This is a genomic window from Microcoleus sp. LAD1_D3, assembly GCF_036702135.1.
In the GTDB taxonomy this organism is placed as follows: Bacteria; Cyanobacteriota; Cyanobacteriia; order Cyanobacteriales; family Microcoleaceae; genus Microcoleus.
Genome location: NZ_JAUBSB010000007.1, coordinates 97,422 through 114,237 on the forward strand (window position 1 = coordinate 97,422; position 16,816 = coordinate 114,237).

The following is a 16,816-nucleotide window of genomic DNA, read 5'->3' on the forward strand; positions in this document are numbered from 1 at the left end:
GCAATCGGCAAAGGGCGATCGGCTAACTACCAATTACCAATTACCAATTACCAACTACCCATTATGCCTTGCTAAATCCTAAGCCGTTTGATTCCGAGTAGCGTTCCATAAAACGCATAAATCGATCCCATTCTTCGGGACTTCTCATTAGATAAAGAGCTTCCAAACCCGCAGGCTGACCGTTGATAAACTTAGCCTTAACCTCGCGAGTGAGGAGTTCGCCTTCTTCGTCGATCATGTACATTCCAGTAATGTCTTCGGTACTGGTGCTGCTGAGAGCTTTGGGATTTTCAAAGATAAACGTGGCAGTGCCTTGAGCTCCCGTTTTAGAACGGGTTAGGCGCACTTCGGGCACAGCATCTTCGTCTATACCCCGAGAGAATTGAATTTTAGCCATAATTTGACAGTCGAACCTTAAGGATTGCTTAATTTCTTAATGTTTAATCATAAAACGATTCGGGTACTCGCAAATCAAGACTTGGGAGAGTGGAAGTGGGTGAGAGTGGGTGAGAGTGGGTGAGAGTGAGGCAATCGGAGACAAGGGCGAGGGGATATGGGTTGGTTCTTTGTACCCCAAGTTCTCCTCTCCGTTGTCTCCCAATTCCCTTAGACGATGTAAGGAGAGTTAATAGGATCGGCCCGCTTTGTGGCTACCAGAGTTTGGTAGATGAGGGCGGATATCTCGCCACGGGTGATGTCGTGGGCGGGGGAAAGCTTTTCGCGCGCGGGATAGTTGACCACGATTTTGCGCTCTGTGGCGGTTGCTATCTCGTCGGTGGCAAAACTGGGAATCTGAGCTCGATCGACATAAACGCTCAAAGAATTGGGGTTGCCGCCGCCCAACTGCAAGCCGTTTACCAAAGATACGATCGCCTGAACTCTAGTCAAATTCTGCTCCGGGCGAAACGTGCTGTCGGGGTATCCCACCAAAAAGCCAGATCGATTAGCTTGGTCGATCGCTCCCTTGGCCCAAAAATCCCCCGCCACATCCTTAAAAACCGTCGCCTCACGGCGCGGCACCAATTCAAACGCCTTCGCCAACATAGCTGCATACTGAGCTCTAGTTACATTGTCGTAAGGTTGAAAAGTGCCGTTGGGAAACCCGCTAACAATATTCATCTTTGCCAAGCGATCGATAAAATCCTGAGCCCAATGTGTGCTGATGTCGCTGAACTTTAGCCCGCCAGGAGTCGGATTTGGCGTCACATTGCCCAAATCAAATAAACCTTTCACCCGCGAAGAATTGAGCTGATTTCCCACCGCAGAAATCTTAACCCCAGTCGCGTTTTGCAAGTCTAACTCACCGTTATTCATAAAAATATTGCCGCCCAAATCTTGAGCCGTACCAATATCTGGCAGCGACTTCCCCACCGCAGTCAAACCATCTTCAGTATTTTTTTCGATGCGATTCTTGCGTAAAATCGGCTGAGATTCCCCCGCTAAAACTATACCGGAGCGATTTTCCAAAATTTGGTTATCAGCAATCAAAGGAGCCGACTGAGCTTGCAGAGAAATGCCGAAACCCGTCTTTTGAAAAATATTGCGCCGTATTGCTCCTTTAGCAGTTCCCGCCGTAATTATGCCAGCCGCTGAGTTTTCTACAAATATGTTGTCGAGAATCGCAAGATTAGCGGTTCCCGTGGCAAAAATGCCTTCGCGCTTGCATTGAGTGAAAGTGCAGTTAGCCACAGTCGGAGAAGTGGACTCAATCCAGACTCCCGTGCCGCGACTATCGAGATTAGTAACAGTTACTCCGCGCAATTGGGAATTAGTTGCTAGCAGTATGGTGATATTTTGACCCGCAGCGCTGGGACTGACAAATTTGCCGCTTCCTTGAATTAGAGTGCCTCTACCTTTGTTAGTTTCATTGCCAATAACTTTTACTACTGAGGGAATTTCCAAGGGGAATTGTTCGCCACTAGCTGCGCTGTAAGTTCCCGGTGCTAGTTGAATCGTAGTTCCTGATGCAGCGCGGGCGATCGCACGGGCTATAGTTTTGAATGGGGCTGATTGGCTGCCGACTGCGGAATCGCTGCCTGTTTGCGGGTTGACGTAAAGTGTTGTCATGTTTTTGCCCAAGAGATAATTGGCGATCGAGCTTTTGTGGAATTTTCATTGTCTGTGAACTTGACCCCGGATACATATTCAGCTTTGATTGCGGAGATTATTTAATTGCACGATATCTGCAACATTACCAATTAGGAGTTGCAACCACAGGGGGATTTCCCCTACAAAAGACTGTATTTCTCGTTCCCAGCAACAGCATAACCAGACTTATTTAAGAAGTCCCGGATATAGGGAGGCTATTTTTTCCAGATGTTGCCAAAACCACTAAAATTTCGATCGCGAATTAGGAAAATCGAACGTTTTGCTGTCATGTACGATCGAGCGAGATTCCCTGCCCAAAAACCTTAACCGCTTCAGCTAAATCAGTTTCACCCATTAAAATGCAGCGTCTTAGCAAATCGATATCTAGCGTTTCCAATCCTGACAGTTGACTCTGAATTACTTGCTCGTAGCCATCTTCCCCAAGATGATACAGCCGCAGCGTGCCATCTTCCCAAAACCAGATTTCAGGCACGCCCAAAGCGCGATATTTTGGCAACTTGCTCAGTCCACCGCTAGTATAAATCACCTCGATCGACAAATCGGGAATCAACTTAGGTTCTCCCAAGCAAAACGATTTGTCTGCTTGAGTTGAAGCTTCTGGCGTCTTCTCCTGCGTCATTGAACCAGAAGGGTAAAACTTAATACCTTGTTGCAGCAGAAAAGTGGTCACCAAATAACCGATGATTTCAGAAAAATTTTCGTGTTGGAATCCCGGCATCAGAATCTCGATCGCCCCTGCAAAAAAAGACAACTTTATGCCAGGGGAATCTTCCGAAACCTTCTGGATTAACTTGAATTGCTCCCAAGTGCCGTTGAGCACCACTCGCCCATCGAGAGTTTCCCGATCGAGAACTTGTGTCATTGACCCGCACCATTATCTCCTATCGGCATTATAGCGCATTGTGCGATCGCTCCTACAGAAGATCCGTGCAGCAAATGTAGCTTCAGAATCCGAACAGTGCTTTCTAGTTCCCAGGCTCTTCCTGAGAACGCAGATGCTTGGGCTCTGCCTCGCCTTAATTCCCGGTCAATTTCACAATACAAGAGGCATCCAAAACCACTACAATTTCATTCTGAAAAACAGCACAACTGGTCATTGCTGAAGCTAAGGCGGGAATTTTCCCTTGTTTTAGAGAAAGCAGCGCCTGCGGTGTAGAATTAAATTGATTTAGCCAGCCATCATCCTTTACATACTGAAGAGTCAACGCCTTGCGATCGATCATCCAAAAATCAACTCCATATTGATTAATAAAATTTTGTAATACAGCTCGATCGGGAGTGTATTGAGCGCGAATTAAATCGTTAAGTCGCTGCCGATATCTGCTGTAGTAGCCTTTCTGGTACGGCACTGCATATTCCTTTGCCACCAGAACCGAACGCTGACTAAATGTTGGCAGATGGTCAGTCTCTGCCGCGATTGAAGCAATCAAGATATCTTTAGGTTGTTGCTCAAAAAACTTGTACAAACTCGGCATTTTACCTTCTACATACCCAACTGTGGGAAATTTTTCGACCAAGCAGGGATAAAGGACAACGGCGATAGCGATTGTCGCTGTCGTAATTAGTGCAACTAGACTTTTAAAATGAAATGTTGTTGCGGTTTTTGATGCCCAATGACCGACTCCATCGATAATTAAAGTGAGAGTGATCGCACTTATCAACACAACAATAAATCGCAAGCTGTAGGCAGTATAGCGGCCTGGTTGATACAGCTTAAAAATGGTAGCGTGAGCCGCAAGAAACATCGCCGAGGATGCTAAAAATAGCTGAAGCAAAAGCCAGATTTTGCTTTGAATCTGATTTGCTAAGGGAAAAGCCGATCGCAAAAACAGCAGCAACGGAAATAGCAATCCGACACAGTGAGTTACAGGCGTAAACAGCGACTTGGGAAACATCCCGCTACCCCGCCCTGTCAACCAATAATCTTTGGGGTTTGGACGAAAAAAAGCATTTCTGCCGTTTGGTGCAAATTCAGCCATTTGCTTCGCTTCTGCTGCGGTATAAGTTGGGCCAAATTCAGAGTTATCTAAGGCGTAGGGCAGCATTACTAAAAAGATTACTCCCAAACCTGTAGTGCAAAATAGGTAATTAGTTCGATCGCCCGACAAGCGCAAACCGCCGTTTTTCCAGCATAGCAGCCGCAAAACTAAAATGCCGGCAGCAACCAAGGCGTAAGGAGGATAGAATAGTCCGATAAGTGCGATCGCTCCCAAACAAGGCAGCAAGGAACTGCGGGACAAATAATATAAAAAAGCCAGAAATATCGGATATATAAAAGCTCTTGCCGTTGCGGAAGCCAAATCGTCGGTCATCCACATATGCTGATTTAGCAGCAAAGATGCAATAAATCCAGTCATCGGCACTGGCAGCATTTCTAGGCAAAGGCCAAAACAGTAATAAGTGGAGATTAAGCCGAGAAATAGCGGCAGTATTTTGTGAAAAAATAGCGGGTGAATGCCAATTGTTGCGGCTAATTTGTAGAGCGTGCTGTATCCTGCGGGGGCGACTGATTGAAAGTAATTAGCAATGAAATCGTTGGGGAATAATTCAGGATCGACAAACCGCATCATCCAGAAAACGTGCTGCCTCGCATCGTCTTGCACCATATACTCGGCGCTAAAGGCTTGTTTGATTCCTAAAATAGCATAAAGTGCGGCCAATGTCAAGCTCAGAGTCAACCAAAATATTGTGTGCGATCGGGATTTGCGATCGACTGTAGCAGTGAGAAATTTGTGCAACCGAGCTATTAATACCATTTGAGATTTGAGATTTTAGATTAAAGAATTGAGCAGGACTGATTCTCAAAACTGAGATTATATCATGCCCGCTCAATTACCTCTAATAAAAAGTGTTTGTAGTCAGGACTAAAGTCATCACTACAAACCGCTTTACTTTCAACTTCGCCTTATTTTAGATTATTTTCCAGCCCGCACGCCCGCAATTTTAAGCCGAATCCGATAAAGACTTTTACTTGCAGTAATGTAAAGCGTTTTGCGATCGCTTTCTCCCCAAGCCACATTAGTCGCCGTCTCAGGTACAGAAATCTTCCCCAAAAGCTTACCATCCGGCGAGAAAATCCACACTCCCCCCGGCCCGGTGCTGTAAACATTCCCCTCTACATCAACTTTTAAACCGTCGGGAACTCCGCCTTGACTAGCGTCTTTTAACTCCGCAAAAAGCTGCTGGTTGGTAACAGTTCCGTCTGGTTTTACATCAAAAACGGCAATGTATCCCGCTTCCGAATTGTTGACATAAAGTTTTTGCTCGTCTGGTGAAAAAGCGATGCCATTGGGCAGCACCAAATCCTTAACCAGCAGAGTTAATTTTCCGTCGGGTGCCAGCCTGTAAACACCGTAAAAGCCCAATTCTTCCTGCTCTTTACTAACACCGTAGGACGGATCTGTGAAATAAATGCTGCCGTCGGATTTAACAACCAAATCGTTCGGACTGTTGAGCCTTTTTCCGTCATATCTATCCGCCAAGGTGATAACTTTGCCGTCTTTTTCTGTGCGGGATACGCGGCGATTTTCGTGTTCGCCAGTAAGTAGGCGGTTTTCTTTGTCTAAAGTATTCCCGTTGGCTTTTCCCGAAGGGCTGCGAAATACCTCAACTTGCTGATTTGAGCCGAATTTATAGATAATATTGGCGGGAATATCGCTAAACAGCAAAAAGCCGTCTGGATGCCAAATCGGGCCTTCTATAAATTGGAAATCGCTAGCTAGTTTTTCTAATTTAGCGCTGTCATCGAGAATACGTTGCATGGTATTTTTTTTGTCCGGGTTTTCCGTTTGGGCGGTCAATTTTGTTAAGTTACCCCTAACTTTTTGGCTAGGGTTGCTGACTGCTAAAGTTAATACTATCAACAACAAACTAATTGTAGCAATTTTGATTGTCATATTTGCTCCTCAATGAATTACTTCTTTCTCACCATAAGATCACCTATCTCCCTCTTTACTTCTTCCTTCCTTCTTTCTTTTCTACAAAAGCGCTATCGCGCCCCTTCGCTAACAAATCTCAAGCGGTTCGTAAACTCACTATTTTGGTCAGAAAAAAAGATAATTGAGAGCACTCTTCAATTCGATAGTACCGTATGTAACAAAAAAATAAGCTCGAAAATGCGAGCTTAATTATATTTAACTTAAAACGTTTTACCGGTCAACAGTTAAGCGGGAAATGAAACAAATAGCGCCGCAATACCAAGAACGATCGCACCTATACCCATCACAAAAGACCAGAAGCGGTGATAACTGTTAACCACCGTACCGCTATCGCTTTCAAGCTGAATCAAATCCATCCAAGGTGCAACACCCCGACGGAACCAACCCAAAGCACTAACATCCATTCCAATCAAACTTTCAACCCGTTTCATGCCAAACAAAAAATTACCAATTGGTCCAAAACGAGAAGCATAGCGCAGATAAATCATTCCCGTTCTGTCTTGCAATTTCAAATCAGAACCGAAAGTATAACCTGCATCGCCACGACCAATTAATTCGCCTTGTAGTTGCGCCGGTTGACCCCGCAAGGGACTTGCGTAAGGGTCAGACATTAAGGTTAAAACATCCAAGTGTTCTGCTTCTTCGTAATTCGGGAACATCACCAAAGTCTTGAGCAAAATTCCCGCGCCCAAAGCGATTAAAGGACAAGCAACCATCATCATCGGGTTTACAGCATATAAAGAAATGCCGATCGCAAAACCCACCGCTAAGCCAAGAGTCTCTGCACTGTACAGCAGTAAATCGAACACAAAATTGCCGTACAATCTCCGCTTGCTCAAATCGTTGCCTTCGCCGATAATTCGGCCCATGTCAAACTCAACATCCAAGCCTAATTGTTCGGCATAAGTGCTCAAAGCGCGAACTCGCTTACCAGTCAGCGGGTGAGTCGAATTCAACTCCATCCACCAACCCCACGGATTAAACATATCCCACAGAAACACTCGCCCAATTTTTTCCGGTTCCGAAGAAATCCTGTAAGCAGTGCCAGTAGATGTGGCAGCTTTGGCATCGTAAATGCCTAAAGCGCGAGTTCCTTCTAATAAGCGGCTGGGTTCGGTGGCTCTTTGTCCTTCTTCCAAAATACCGTAAGCAATTTTTACCAAAGCGCGAGACAAAGCGTTGGGATTTCCGGTTGTTTCGGCGGCAAAATGATCGGCAAAATATTCTCGCGTCCGCGACAAATACAGCAATAAATAAGTGCCGGCGATGTAAAACAAATAAGCAACAGCAGCTACACTACCCGCCGCATCTTTAGCTTTGTTGCCACCACTTCGACCCATCCTTTGAGCTGTAGTGTAAATTAAATAAGTAATCTGCACCAAAGTCGAAGCTAAAGTCATTACTGCAAAGTCCCAGTGGACGATGTGACCGAGTTCGTGGGCGTAAACAGTGGCAATTTCCTCGTCGTCTAAATAGGTGAAAAGACCTTGACTGACGACTAAGCGAGCGCTGTTGGGAAATGAACCGTAAGTAAAAGCAGTAGGGTTTTGGTCGTCGATAATTCCTAAACGCGGCTGCTGGAGTTTTTTCTGCTTGCAAACCTTCTGAATAACTTTCGCTGTTTCGGGACTTAGGCTTTCAATTTCTGTTAGGGAAACCCAGCGAGTATTGTATAGCCAATTTTGGCTTAAGTCCATCAAGTAAGGGGATAGGAAAAAAGCAGCGATGTTAAAAATCAGAGTTATGGGAAGTGCGATCGCCAATCCGGCGACTGGATCGGGGCTGTTGAGAATCAAAACAGAGGCTAAAGATAGCGCTAACACCATACCAAACAGCATGGTGATGGTGACGCCGGAAGCTAAAACGAGATTCCCGCCAGTTTTCTGTATCAGTTTAACGCCGGCTTTGGCGGCTCGCCCTGCCTTGCGTAAAGGGGCATGAGATGACATAATAATCTCCAAAGGTTATTGACAAATGGAAATGACCGTGGGATTTTATCTATACTTCACTGTTTTAGCCTGTTAATGCGGATTGCTGTAAGGAGTCTCAACAAAAATATAGAATTTCCTCTAGAATTGTTAAGACTGAAAACCGCCCCGAAATTTATTTGTGCGGATTCAATTCCACACTCAAAATTCAAAACCCAACAATCAAAACTATTTAAAAGTTACTGCCATGTCTATTATTGAAATTGCCCAAAAAACGCGCGTATCTGCTAGAAAATTGGCAGTTTTGTCCGCTGAGTCCAAAAATCAAGCTATTGAAGCTATTGCGAAAGCTTTAGAAGCTGCTGCGCCGGATATTGTGGCGGCGAATGCTGCTGACTGCAAGGCGGCTGAGGCGGATGGAATTGCGAAACCGCTGTACGATCGCCTAAAGTTGGATGAGAGCAAGTTGAAAAGTGCGATCGCGGGCGTGCGCGACGTTGCCAAACTCCCAGATCCCGTAGGTTCCGTGCAAATTCACCGTGAATTGGATACAGGATTAATTCTGAAGCGCATCACCTGTCCTTTGGGCGTTTTAGGCATTATTTTTGAAGCGCGCCCAGAGGCGTTAATTCAGATAGTATCCTTGGCAATCAAATCAGGAAATGGCGTCATCCTCAAAGGCGGTAAAGAAGCAGTCCGTTCCTGCGAAATATTGACAAAACTGATACATCAAGCATTAGCAGAAACAGCGGTTAATCCAGAAGTCGTGCAGTTGCTAACCACGCGGGAAGAAACAATCGAACTGCTGAAAATGGATGAATATGTAGATTTGATTATTCCCAGAGGTTCTAATTCCTTCGTGCGGTTTGTACAGGAAAATACGCGGATTCCCGTGTTGGGGCACGCAGACGGCATTTGTCATTTGTACGCAGACAAAGCGGCGGATATTCAGAAAGCAGTAGAGATTTCTGTCGATGCAAAAACTCAGTATCCAGCCGCCTGCAATGCCATTGAAACTTTGTTAGTTCACAGTGCGATTGCCCCGAAATTCCTGCCCGCTATTGCCGAAGCTTTGCAGCAGAAAAAAGTCGAATTGCGGGGAGACGAAAAAACTCGCGCCATCCTCGAAAATATTGCCGAAGCAAATGAAGCGGATTGGTCTACAGAATACAGCGATTTAATTTTGTCAATCAAAATAGTAGATTCTGTGGAAGAGGCAATTAGCCATATCAATACTTACGGTTCCAGACACACAGATGTTATTGTTACCGAAGACAGCGAAGCCGCCAAAACATTTTTAAATGGAGTCGATGCGGCCGGAGTTTATCACAATTGTTCGACTCGATTTGCCGACGGTTTCCGCTACGGTTTCGGTGCTGAAGTGGGGATTAGCACGCAGCAAATGCCGCCTCGCGGGCCAGTTGGTTTAGAGGGATTGATTACCTATAAGTATCGAGTTGTTGGAGATGGCCATGTTGCCGCTAGTTATGTAGGGAAGGATGCGAAGGGGTTTACTCATCGGGATTTGTAAATCCTCGATAGGCGATAAAACCAGACACTGAAAAAGCCTGTAGATACTGAATCTTAACCAAAGTGTCCCTTCTCCTTCATCCATCCCAAAAAAAGCGATCGCCCTCGCATTCAAACAAACTTAGCTACAATAAGCTATACTGTGCTCGGCGACTCCCCAACTCGAACAATTTTCCGTTGTTTATGTCTAACTCCTCCCTCCTCGCCCCCGGTTCAACTCTCGAAAAACGCTACCGCATCCTCCGCGAATTAGGCCGCGGTGGCTTCGGCCGCACTTACCTCGCCGAAGATATCAACCGCTACAACGAACATTGCGTACTCAAAGAGTTTTCTCCGGTAGTTCACAGCCCGAAAGCTGCCGAATTGTTCGATCGCGAAGCGAGTATGCTTTACAACCTCCAACACCCGCAAATCCCCCGGTTTCGAGAACTCCTGCGAACGGATTTGGGTGGGAATCCATCTTTATTTTTAGTGCAAGATTATATCAAGGGTCAAACCTACGAAGAAATATTGATATCCCGCCAGCAACAAGGTAAAAATTTTACCGAAGCCGAAGTTACTCAACTGCTATTTCAGCTTTTACCAGTTTTAGAATACATCCACTCAAAAAATTTAATTCACCGCGATATTTCCCCGGATAATATTATTCAGCATGATGCTGACAAACTACCCTTTTTAATTGATTTCGGTTCTGTTAAGCAAATCGCAGCAAATGCCGTACTTCAGTTTAACGGACAATCGGATACGGCGATCGGCAAACAGGGTTATTCGCCAGCCGAACAAATGCGGCTGGGTAAAGTTTCTGCAGCTAGCGATTTGTACGCTTTAGCCGTCACGGCTTTGGTACTGCTAAGCGGTAAAAAGCCTCAAAAATTGTACGATATCAATAATAAAACTTGGGATTGGCGATCGCACGTCAGTGTCAGTCAAAATCTCGGTACTGTGTTGGATAAGATGTTAGCAGACCAGCCGGGCGATCGCTACCCATCTGCAAAAGCAGTCCGCGAAGCACTCAAAGATCCCAAACTCTCTCAAATTAGCAGTATAATTTCCCAAATGGTGACAATGAACTTTGTCGGCCGGCCTTTCAAAAACACCACTCAAACTGCTACCAGTAATCATACTCCTGTTCACCAAAATCCTCAAATTGTTAACAACAACAGCACATTCAAGTTAATTCCTTGGAAAACCCTAGGGAGTTTAAGTGTGATTTTGGTGCCAGGAATTTTAGCTTTTAGTGTAGTCAAATCTGGTTTCACGTTGCCCAAGTTGCCGGATTTACCTAAATTTTCTTCGCGCCAGCAACCTCCCGATACATCCTTAGAGGAAGCCGAAATAATTCGTCAAGAAAAGATTGGGAAACGACGCAAAAATCTCAACATTAATCAAGATATATTCTATCAAAAAGTTGATAAATTATATTACAATAAATATCCCGAATTCCAAGGTCGTACCTTGACAGAAAAGCCAGAAGATGCTGAAATTAGGCAGAAATGGTATGAAGTTGCTGAGGATTTACTGGACAAGTTGGAGAAAGGAGGAGAGTTGTAAAATTTAAGATAGTATAAGAGTGATTTAACCGCAGAGGGCGCAGAGGGAGAAGGAAAAGGGCAAACAAAGAGAGGGAAGAGAAAGATAACTTTATCTGGTTTAATACAACTTGGTATAGGCAACGCACTTTTAGTTTATTGCAAAATGGATTCTATTCAACTTACAGGAATTCGCTGTTACGGATATACGGGCTATCTGCCTGAAGAGCAAGTTTTGGGGCAGTGGTTTGAAGTGGATGTTACTCTCTGGCTGGATTTATCGCAAGCTGGAAAAAGTGATGATATCGAACATACTCTTGATTACCGCAGCGCAATTACTCTGATTCAACAGCTAGTCAAAGACTCGAAGTTTTTATTAATCGAGCGCCTAGCAGATACTATTGCTCAAGCGCTTTTACAACTACCCTTAGTGGAGAAAGTTAAACTACAACTCTCCAAACCTGCTGCCCCCATCCCTGATTTCGGGGGCCGAATTACTCTAGAAATTACTAGAAGTCATTAGTCAGTAGTCATTAGCGATCAGCCATCAGTCATTAATATTTAGTCAGTCTACTGTCTTCCCAAGCCCCGCTAAGGCGTGTTTTCAAACTACTGAACGTGAACTTCACGGCTCGAAGATTCCGCTAAATTCCCCTTAAAAATATCCAATTTGAGGCCTTTGCTTCCCCTTTTTGAAGGGGGGCTGGGAGGAATATAAGGCTTTGAAAACACGCCCTAGTTCCTAGGCACAGTCAAAACCAATCTCCGCGAGCGCACTTGATTAATCTCTGTACAGCTATTAATGAATATCTGAGAATTTGATTCTGTATACACTGTCTGTTTCTTGATTAGTCACAGGTTCGATTTTATCAATCTTGCCTTTATAGAAATAGGGTCGGATTGTATTAACGGATGGGATGTGCTTGAAGGCATAGTACAGTACCACTGGTTCCTGATGAAACTGACCGGTCGTAATATAGCCAACTAGAGCGTGTTCAAAAGAATGGTAAGCATTTTTCCAAGGCCACTGTTTGGGTAGCTCCTGAAGATTTTTGTTCGTTGAACCATCAACGCCAGTCCAAACTTCACCGTACTTCCGATCAACAAAATAGTTAAACCAGTAATCGTAAGTTTGTGGAAGGTAAATTGCTAAAGAGTGGTTTTCTAGAGCCAGTGAGGCAGTAAATTGGTCTAGTTCTGCATATATCCACCAATCTTTATTTATGTTAACTTTACCCCCTTGATTGATTTCGGATGCCCAGGAACCCGATTTAGGGAGATAGGCTCGTTCTAGAACCTTCGGCCCATTTTTTTCGGCAAACTTGACCAGTGTCTGGTTGCCACTAAGTAAACCAGCCATACGGATCATCCACATCGCTTTGATAGTGTGTCCAAAATCAACTTTTATGTTTTGGATATCCCTATCTAAGGGTGAATTGGCGGCATAAAAAAACAAATTATCATTAGGAGAATAGAATTGGTCAAGCATAATATTTGAAATATCTACCAAATCCTGTTTCCATTCCGCTTGGTATGGTTCAGGCAGGATTGGAGTAATCAGAACCATGTATGCGTTCATCTGGTCTAGTTGAGCAGTCAAACGCTTATCAAGAGCTTTCCCATCGTCTCCGTCTTTTAACTGCCACTGTAGCGCCTTCAGTTTTGGGTTATAGTATTTTTTGAGAATATAATCTTTGACGGCTAGAATGTCGGGCAAGACTTCTGGATCACGGGTCAAGTAGTAATAAAAGCTAATGCCCAGAAGAGAATAAGCCAATTCTTGAGGATTGCGGTACTCAACCGATGGTTGCCAGGACTTTGTTTCACCATCCCAGAAGGCATAGGTTCCGCCATGTTTGCGATCGAAACTATTCTGACGTAGATAATCTACACCTGCTTTCGCATACTGCAAATACTTGGGGTCACCCGTTAAGTGGAAGGCTACTCCATAGCCATAGATTTGCCGAGATATAGAAACAACATAGTTGCGATTCATTATCAGCCAACTGTTGCCTTTAATTTCCGGGCAGGGATTGCTACGGTCAAGCAGTGTTCCATCGTTACAACGAACAGAAGGGAAATTGCCGATTGGATCTCCTAAGGCAGTCGGCATCGTCCAGAAGGGAAGAAGTTCATTCTGCACATGATTCAACCAACGTTGGGCAGTTGGGAGTTGGGAGGGAATATGGTTAGTAGAGGTTAGGAGAGGCAGAATAACTTGATGCTGAGAATAACCTTGTCGCCCATTGGTAGCCCCAGAAGCAACTCCAAAGTAGCTACCGAAAGGTAAAACGCACAGCAAACAAACAGCTAAAGAAGTGATGGTAAATTGGATCGGATTCCAACGCATATTTGTATAGAGGAAGAGCGAAATGTTTGTTTGTTTACTCGATCGCTATCGGGCTAAGAAAGTCCTTCCAAGAGGCAAATAACCCAAAAATCGCTAAGCCCCCCAAAACATCGGGGGGGACAAGAGTATTTCTCAAAGTCCCCCTTATTAAGGGGAGTCGCTGTTGCCAGAGGGGTATCCCAAGTATCGCGGTGCGACGTGGATTTAGGGGGCTCTAGACTCGACTACAAGCGAGATTTACAGAGGTTTTCAGTCTTAAGTTGACACCAATGCCTACTGCCTATGACTAACTGACTAATTACCACTTCAGCAAATTAAATTCTTCCATGTCTACGGTATTGCGGTTGCGATAAATCGCCAATACAATTGCCAAACCCACCGCAGCTTCAGCCGCCGCTACCGTAACTACAAACACGGTAAATACTTGGCCCTTAATTTGTACAGGGTCGAGATAATTGGAGAAACCCATCAAATTGAGATTGACAGCATTCAGCATCAACTCGATCGACATCAACACGCGCACTGCATTTCTGCTGGTAATCAAACCGTAAATACCAATACAGAAAAGTGCCGCGGCTAATAACAGGAAATACTGGAGTTGCAGTTGCATAAATTTTGTTGGCGATTTTCTCTCAATCAATATTACTACCAAACAGACAGATAGGTGCGCCGCGCGCACCCTACTGTTACTTAGATTCGGGCGAAGAAACATCTCCGGCAGAAACTAATTCGCGAGGTCTTTCTTGCAAACTAAAAGCTGGTGTTTCAGATAGCTTGTTCGACGACAATTCATCGGGCAAGAAATCGCGGCGTGCTAGCACAATTGCTCCTACCATTGCCATCAACAAAAACACTGATGCTAACTCAAAAGGTAGCAAAAAGTCAGTGAAGAAATGTTTGGCGATCGTCACGATCGAACTTTCGGCCGGTGCTCCTGTCGTCGCGACAATAGTCCAAGGAGTAGACACTACCATCGTACCCAAAAGCGCAAACAAGCCTACGCAAACTACTGCTGTTGCTACTTGACGCACCCAAGCGTTGGGAATAGTGCGGAAATCTTCTCGCTTGTTCACCAACATAATCGCAAACAAAATCAAGACGTTAACAGCGCCAACATAAATCAATACCTGCGCTGCTGCTACAAAGTCGGCATTCAGCAACAAGTACAAGCCGGCAATGCTGGTAAATACGCCGCACAGCAAAAAAGCTGAGTAAACGATGTTGGAGAACAGCACTACTCCTAATGCTCCTGCAATCATCATTACGGAGAGTATGCCAAACGAAACAATTTGAACCCCTTCGGCTAGATTCACAATTTTTAATCCTCAATCATTAGTTTTCTATTGTTCGTTTTTACTCATTAGTTAGCAGCCATTCATAATTGTTATTTCACTAATGACTGATGACTGCTGACTAATGAGTAATTACCTATTTTTCGAGAATTTCCTCTGAAGGGAGACCTGCGCGCCGATCGCTGCTGGGAACTTCATGAGGGTTGATCACACCTTTCGGCAAATAAGCGAATTCCCGCAGCGGTGTCACCATCGGGTCATCTGTAACCTTGTAGGGCAAACGTCCGAGGGCCACGTTGTCAAAATTCAATTCGTGACGTTCGTAGGCAGCTAACTCGTATTCTTCTGTCATGGACAAACAATTAGTCGGACAATATTCTACGCAGTTGCCGCAGAAGATACAAACACCGAAATCGATACTGTAGTGCTTGAGTTGTTTCTTCTTACTTTCTTTGTTAAATTCCCAATCCACTACAGGTAAGTTGATCGGACATACCCGAACGCAAACTTCGCAGGAGATGCACTTGTCAAATTCAAAGTGAATTCTGCCCCTAAAACGTTCGGACGGAATTAATTTTTCGTAAGGATACTGCACCGTAATCGGGCGGCGTCTCATGTGGTCAAAAGTAACAGATAGCCCTTGACCGATATACTTAGCAGCTTGAAGAGTCTCTTTGGCGTATTCGCCTACTTGATTGAGGAATTTTAGCATGGTGTTCTCTCTCTGTACTTGAGTTTTGGGTAATTGCTAATTAATAATAGGTAATTGGTTAACAGCTATTTTTGTTGAGCTGTTGCCCTTTACCTATTATTAATTAACCGCCAAAAGCAAAGGGAAAGGCAAGTTTCAAAGCTGCGGTCAATAGCAAATTAACTAGAGAAACAGGAAGTAAAAACTTCCATCCCAAATCTAGCAATTGGTCGATCCGAACTCGTGGCAGAGTCCAGCGGAGCAGAACTGCCAGAAACAGGAAAAAGTAGGCTTTCAGCATGGTCATCGTAATGCCCAGCGTGCCGGTAATTACCTGCAACCAAGGAGTCGTCTCGCTCAATCCCAGGGCATTTGTGATGACTCCGACCGGAATCGGGCATTCCCAGCCGCCGAGGTACAAAACTGCTACTAGCAGGCAAGAAAGGACGAGGTTAACGTAGGAAGCGATATAGTACAAAGCAAATTTCATGCCTGTGTACTCAGTCTGATATCCTGCTACCAATTCTTCTTCTGCTTCTGGAAGGTCAAATGGTAAACGTTCGCATTCTGCGAGTGCTGCGATCCAAAAAATCAGGAAACCCGCAGGTTGCCGCCAAACGTTCCAGCCGACAATGCCGTAGCCTGCTTGTTGATGTACGATGTCGATCGTACTGAGACTATTGGACATCATCACAACTGCCAATACTGCCAAAGCTAGGGGAATTTCGTAGCTGAGGGATTGAGCCGCGGCTCTGAGTCCGCCGAGGAGGGCGTATTTGTTGTTTGAAGCATAGCCGGACATAAGCAAGCCGATCGGCTGAATGCTAGACAGGGCAATCCACAGAAATATCGCTGTCCCCATATCGGCGATCAGCATATGCTCTCCGAAGGGCACGATTAAGTAGGAGAGAAAAACTGGAATCACCACAATTACCGGGCCTAGGGTAAACAGCAGCGCGTCAGCTTTTGCCGGTACAATGTCTTCCTTGAATACCAACTTCAGCCCGTCAGCAACGGGTGCTAGCACTCCCAGAGGGCCGATGAATTCCGGGCCGATCCGCTGTTGAGCGGCGGCGGAAATTTTCCGTTCCAGCCAGACGCTAGTGAGTACCCCGAAAACGGCAGCGACAATCATCAGCACCATTGGCAGCGGTAGCCAAAGCACTTGGGCGATGTCCGCCGGTAAGCCCCAATTCATGAGGGCTTCTACGAAACTTCCTTGTAAGTCAATTCCTGGGTTCATTTGTCCAGCTTTTGAGCGATCAGCATATAATTTTTCACCCGTCCTTCGTAGGAGTAGGCTTAGAAATCGGGGTCTTTGTAAAGATTTTTAATGCTTTACCGCCTAATAGTATATCGCCCGACAGGCTCCAAGAACGCACAGACAGGGTGAAGTTCTAATTATATGAGCCTGCAGCGTAGCTAATAGGTTGGTAATTTATGTTTGAT

The 16,816-nt window shown here is 45.0% G+C and carries 14 protein-coding genes; 3 read left to right on the forward strand and 11 right to left on the reverse strand.

The window, feature by feature from the left end; all coding sequences use genetic code 11:
- Positions 1 to 61 precede the first annotated feature (61 nt).
- The 6 genes from psb28 to QUA74_RS06260 form a co-directional block, all read right to left on the reverse strand.
- Positions 62 to 397: a photosystem II reaction center protein Psb28 gene (gene psb28, locus QUA74_RS06235; protein WP_333057059.1), complete on the reverse strand. Its 336-nt coding sequence runs from the start codon at positions 395 to 397 to the stop codon at positions 62 to 64.
- 209 nt (positions 398 to 606) lie between these two features.
- Entirely contained in the window at positions 607 to 2,067 is a 1,461-nt protein-coding gene (locus QUA74_RS06240) for a DUF1565 domain-containing protein (RefSeq protein ID WP_333326159.1), read from the reverse strand.
- 307 nt (positions 2,068 to 2,374) lie between these two features.
- Positions 2,375 to 2,971 carry a Uma2 family endonuclease gene (locus tag QUA74_RS06245; protein ID WP_333326161.1) on the reverse strand — a complete coding sequence of 199 codons (597 nt, stop codon included), beginning with the start codon at positions 2,969 to 2,971 and terminating at the stop codon, positions 2,375 to 2,377.
- A gap of 154 nt (positions 2,972 to 3,125) precedes the next feature.
- The gene (locus QUA74_RS06250) at positions 3,126 to 4,865 is read right to left on the reverse strand and encodes a hypothetical protein (protein WP_333326163.1); all 1,740 of its coding nucleotides are present in this window, start codon (positions 4,863 to 4,865) and stop codon (positions 3,126 to 3,128) included.
- Positions 4,866 to 5,024: 159 nt separating this feature from the next.
- The gene (locus QUA74_RS06255; protein ID WP_333326164.1) at positions 5,025 to 6,005 is read right to left on the reverse strand and encodes an SMP-30/gluconolactonase/LRE family protein; all 981 of its coding nucleotides are present in this window, start codon (positions 6,003 to 6,005) and stop codon (positions 5,025 to 5,027) included.
- 266 nt (positions 6,006 to 6,271) lie between these two features.
- Positions 6,272 to 7,996: a zinc metalloprotease HtpX gene (locus QUA74_RS06260; protein ID WP_333326166.1), complete on the reverse strand. Its 1,725-nt coding sequence runs from the start codon at positions 7,994 to 7,996 to the stop codon at positions 6,272 to 6,274.
- Between the two features lie 226 nt (positions 7,997 to 8,222).
- Between QUA74_RS06260 and QUA74_RS06265 the strand changes: the two genes are divergently transcribed.
- From QUA74_RS06265 to folB, 3 genes are all read left to right on the forward strand, one after another.
- Positions 8,223 to 9,506, forward strand: coding sequence for a glutamate-5-semialdehyde dehydrogenase (locus tag QUA74_RS06265; protein ID WP_333326168.1), 1,284 nt, complete (start codon positions 8,223 to 8,225; stop codon positions 9,504 to 9,506).
- A gap of 182 nt (positions 9,507 to 9,688) precedes the next feature.
- Positions 9,689 to 11,056 carry a serine/threonine-protein kinase gene (locus tag QUA74_RS06270; protein WP_333326170.1) on the forward strand — a complete coding sequence of 456 codons (1,368 nt, stop codon included), beginning with the start codon at positions 9,689 to 9,691 and terminating at the stop codon, positions 11,054 to 11,056.
- Positions 11,057 to 11,200: 144 nt separating this feature from the next.
- The gene (folB, locus tag QUA74_RS06275; protein ID WP_333326172.1) at positions 11,201 to 11,557 is read left to right on the forward strand and encodes a dihydroneopterin aldolase; all 357 of its coding nucleotides are present in this window, start codon (positions 11,201 to 11,203) and stop codon (positions 11,555 to 11,557) included.
- Positions 11,558 to 11,833: 276 nt separating this feature from the next.
- On the opposite strand, the gene QUA74_RS06280 is transcribed toward folB, so the two are convergent.
- The 5 genes from QUA74_RS06280 to nuoH all read right to left on the reverse strand — a co-directional run bounded on the left by QUA74_RS06280 (position 11,834) and on the right by nuoH (position 16,610).
- On the reverse strand, positions 11,834 to 13,384 hold the full coding sequence (locus QUA74_RS06280; RefSeq protein WP_333326174.1) for an AGE family epimerase/isomerase: 1,551 nt from the start codon (positions 13,382 to 13,384) through the stop codon (positions 11,834 to 11,836).
- Positions 13,385 to 13,682: 298 nt separating this feature from the next.
- Complete coding sequence (gene nuoK, locus QUA74_RS06285; RefSeq protein WP_228042566.1) at positions 13,683 to 13,988, reverse strand: NADH-quinone oxidoreductase subunit NuoK; 306 nt, start codon at positions 13,986 to 13,988, stop codon at positions 13,683 to 13,685.
- Between the two features lie 82 nt (positions 13,989 to 14,070).
- Positions 14,071 to 14,697, reverse strand: coding sequence for an NADH-quinone oxidoreductase subunit J (locus tag QUA74_RS06290; RefSeq protein ID WP_333326175.1), 627 nt, complete (start codon positions 14,695 to 14,697; stop codon positions 14,071 to 14,073).
- Between the two features lie 115 nt (positions 14,698 to 14,812).
- Complete coding sequence (ndhI, locus tag QUA74_RS06295; protein WP_333326178.1) at positions 14,813 to 15,388, reverse strand: NAD(P)H-quinone oxidoreductase subunit I; 576 nt, start codon at positions 15,386 to 15,388, stop codon at positions 14,813 to 14,815.
- A gap of 103 nt (positions 15,389 to 15,491) precedes the next feature.
- Entirely contained in the window at positions 15,492 to 16,610 is a 1,119-nt protein-coding gene (nuoH, locus tag QUA74_RS06300) for an NADH-quinone oxidoreductase subunit NuoH (RefSeq protein WP_333326180.1), read from the reverse strand.
- Positions 16,611 to 16,816: the final 206 nt, after the last annotated feature.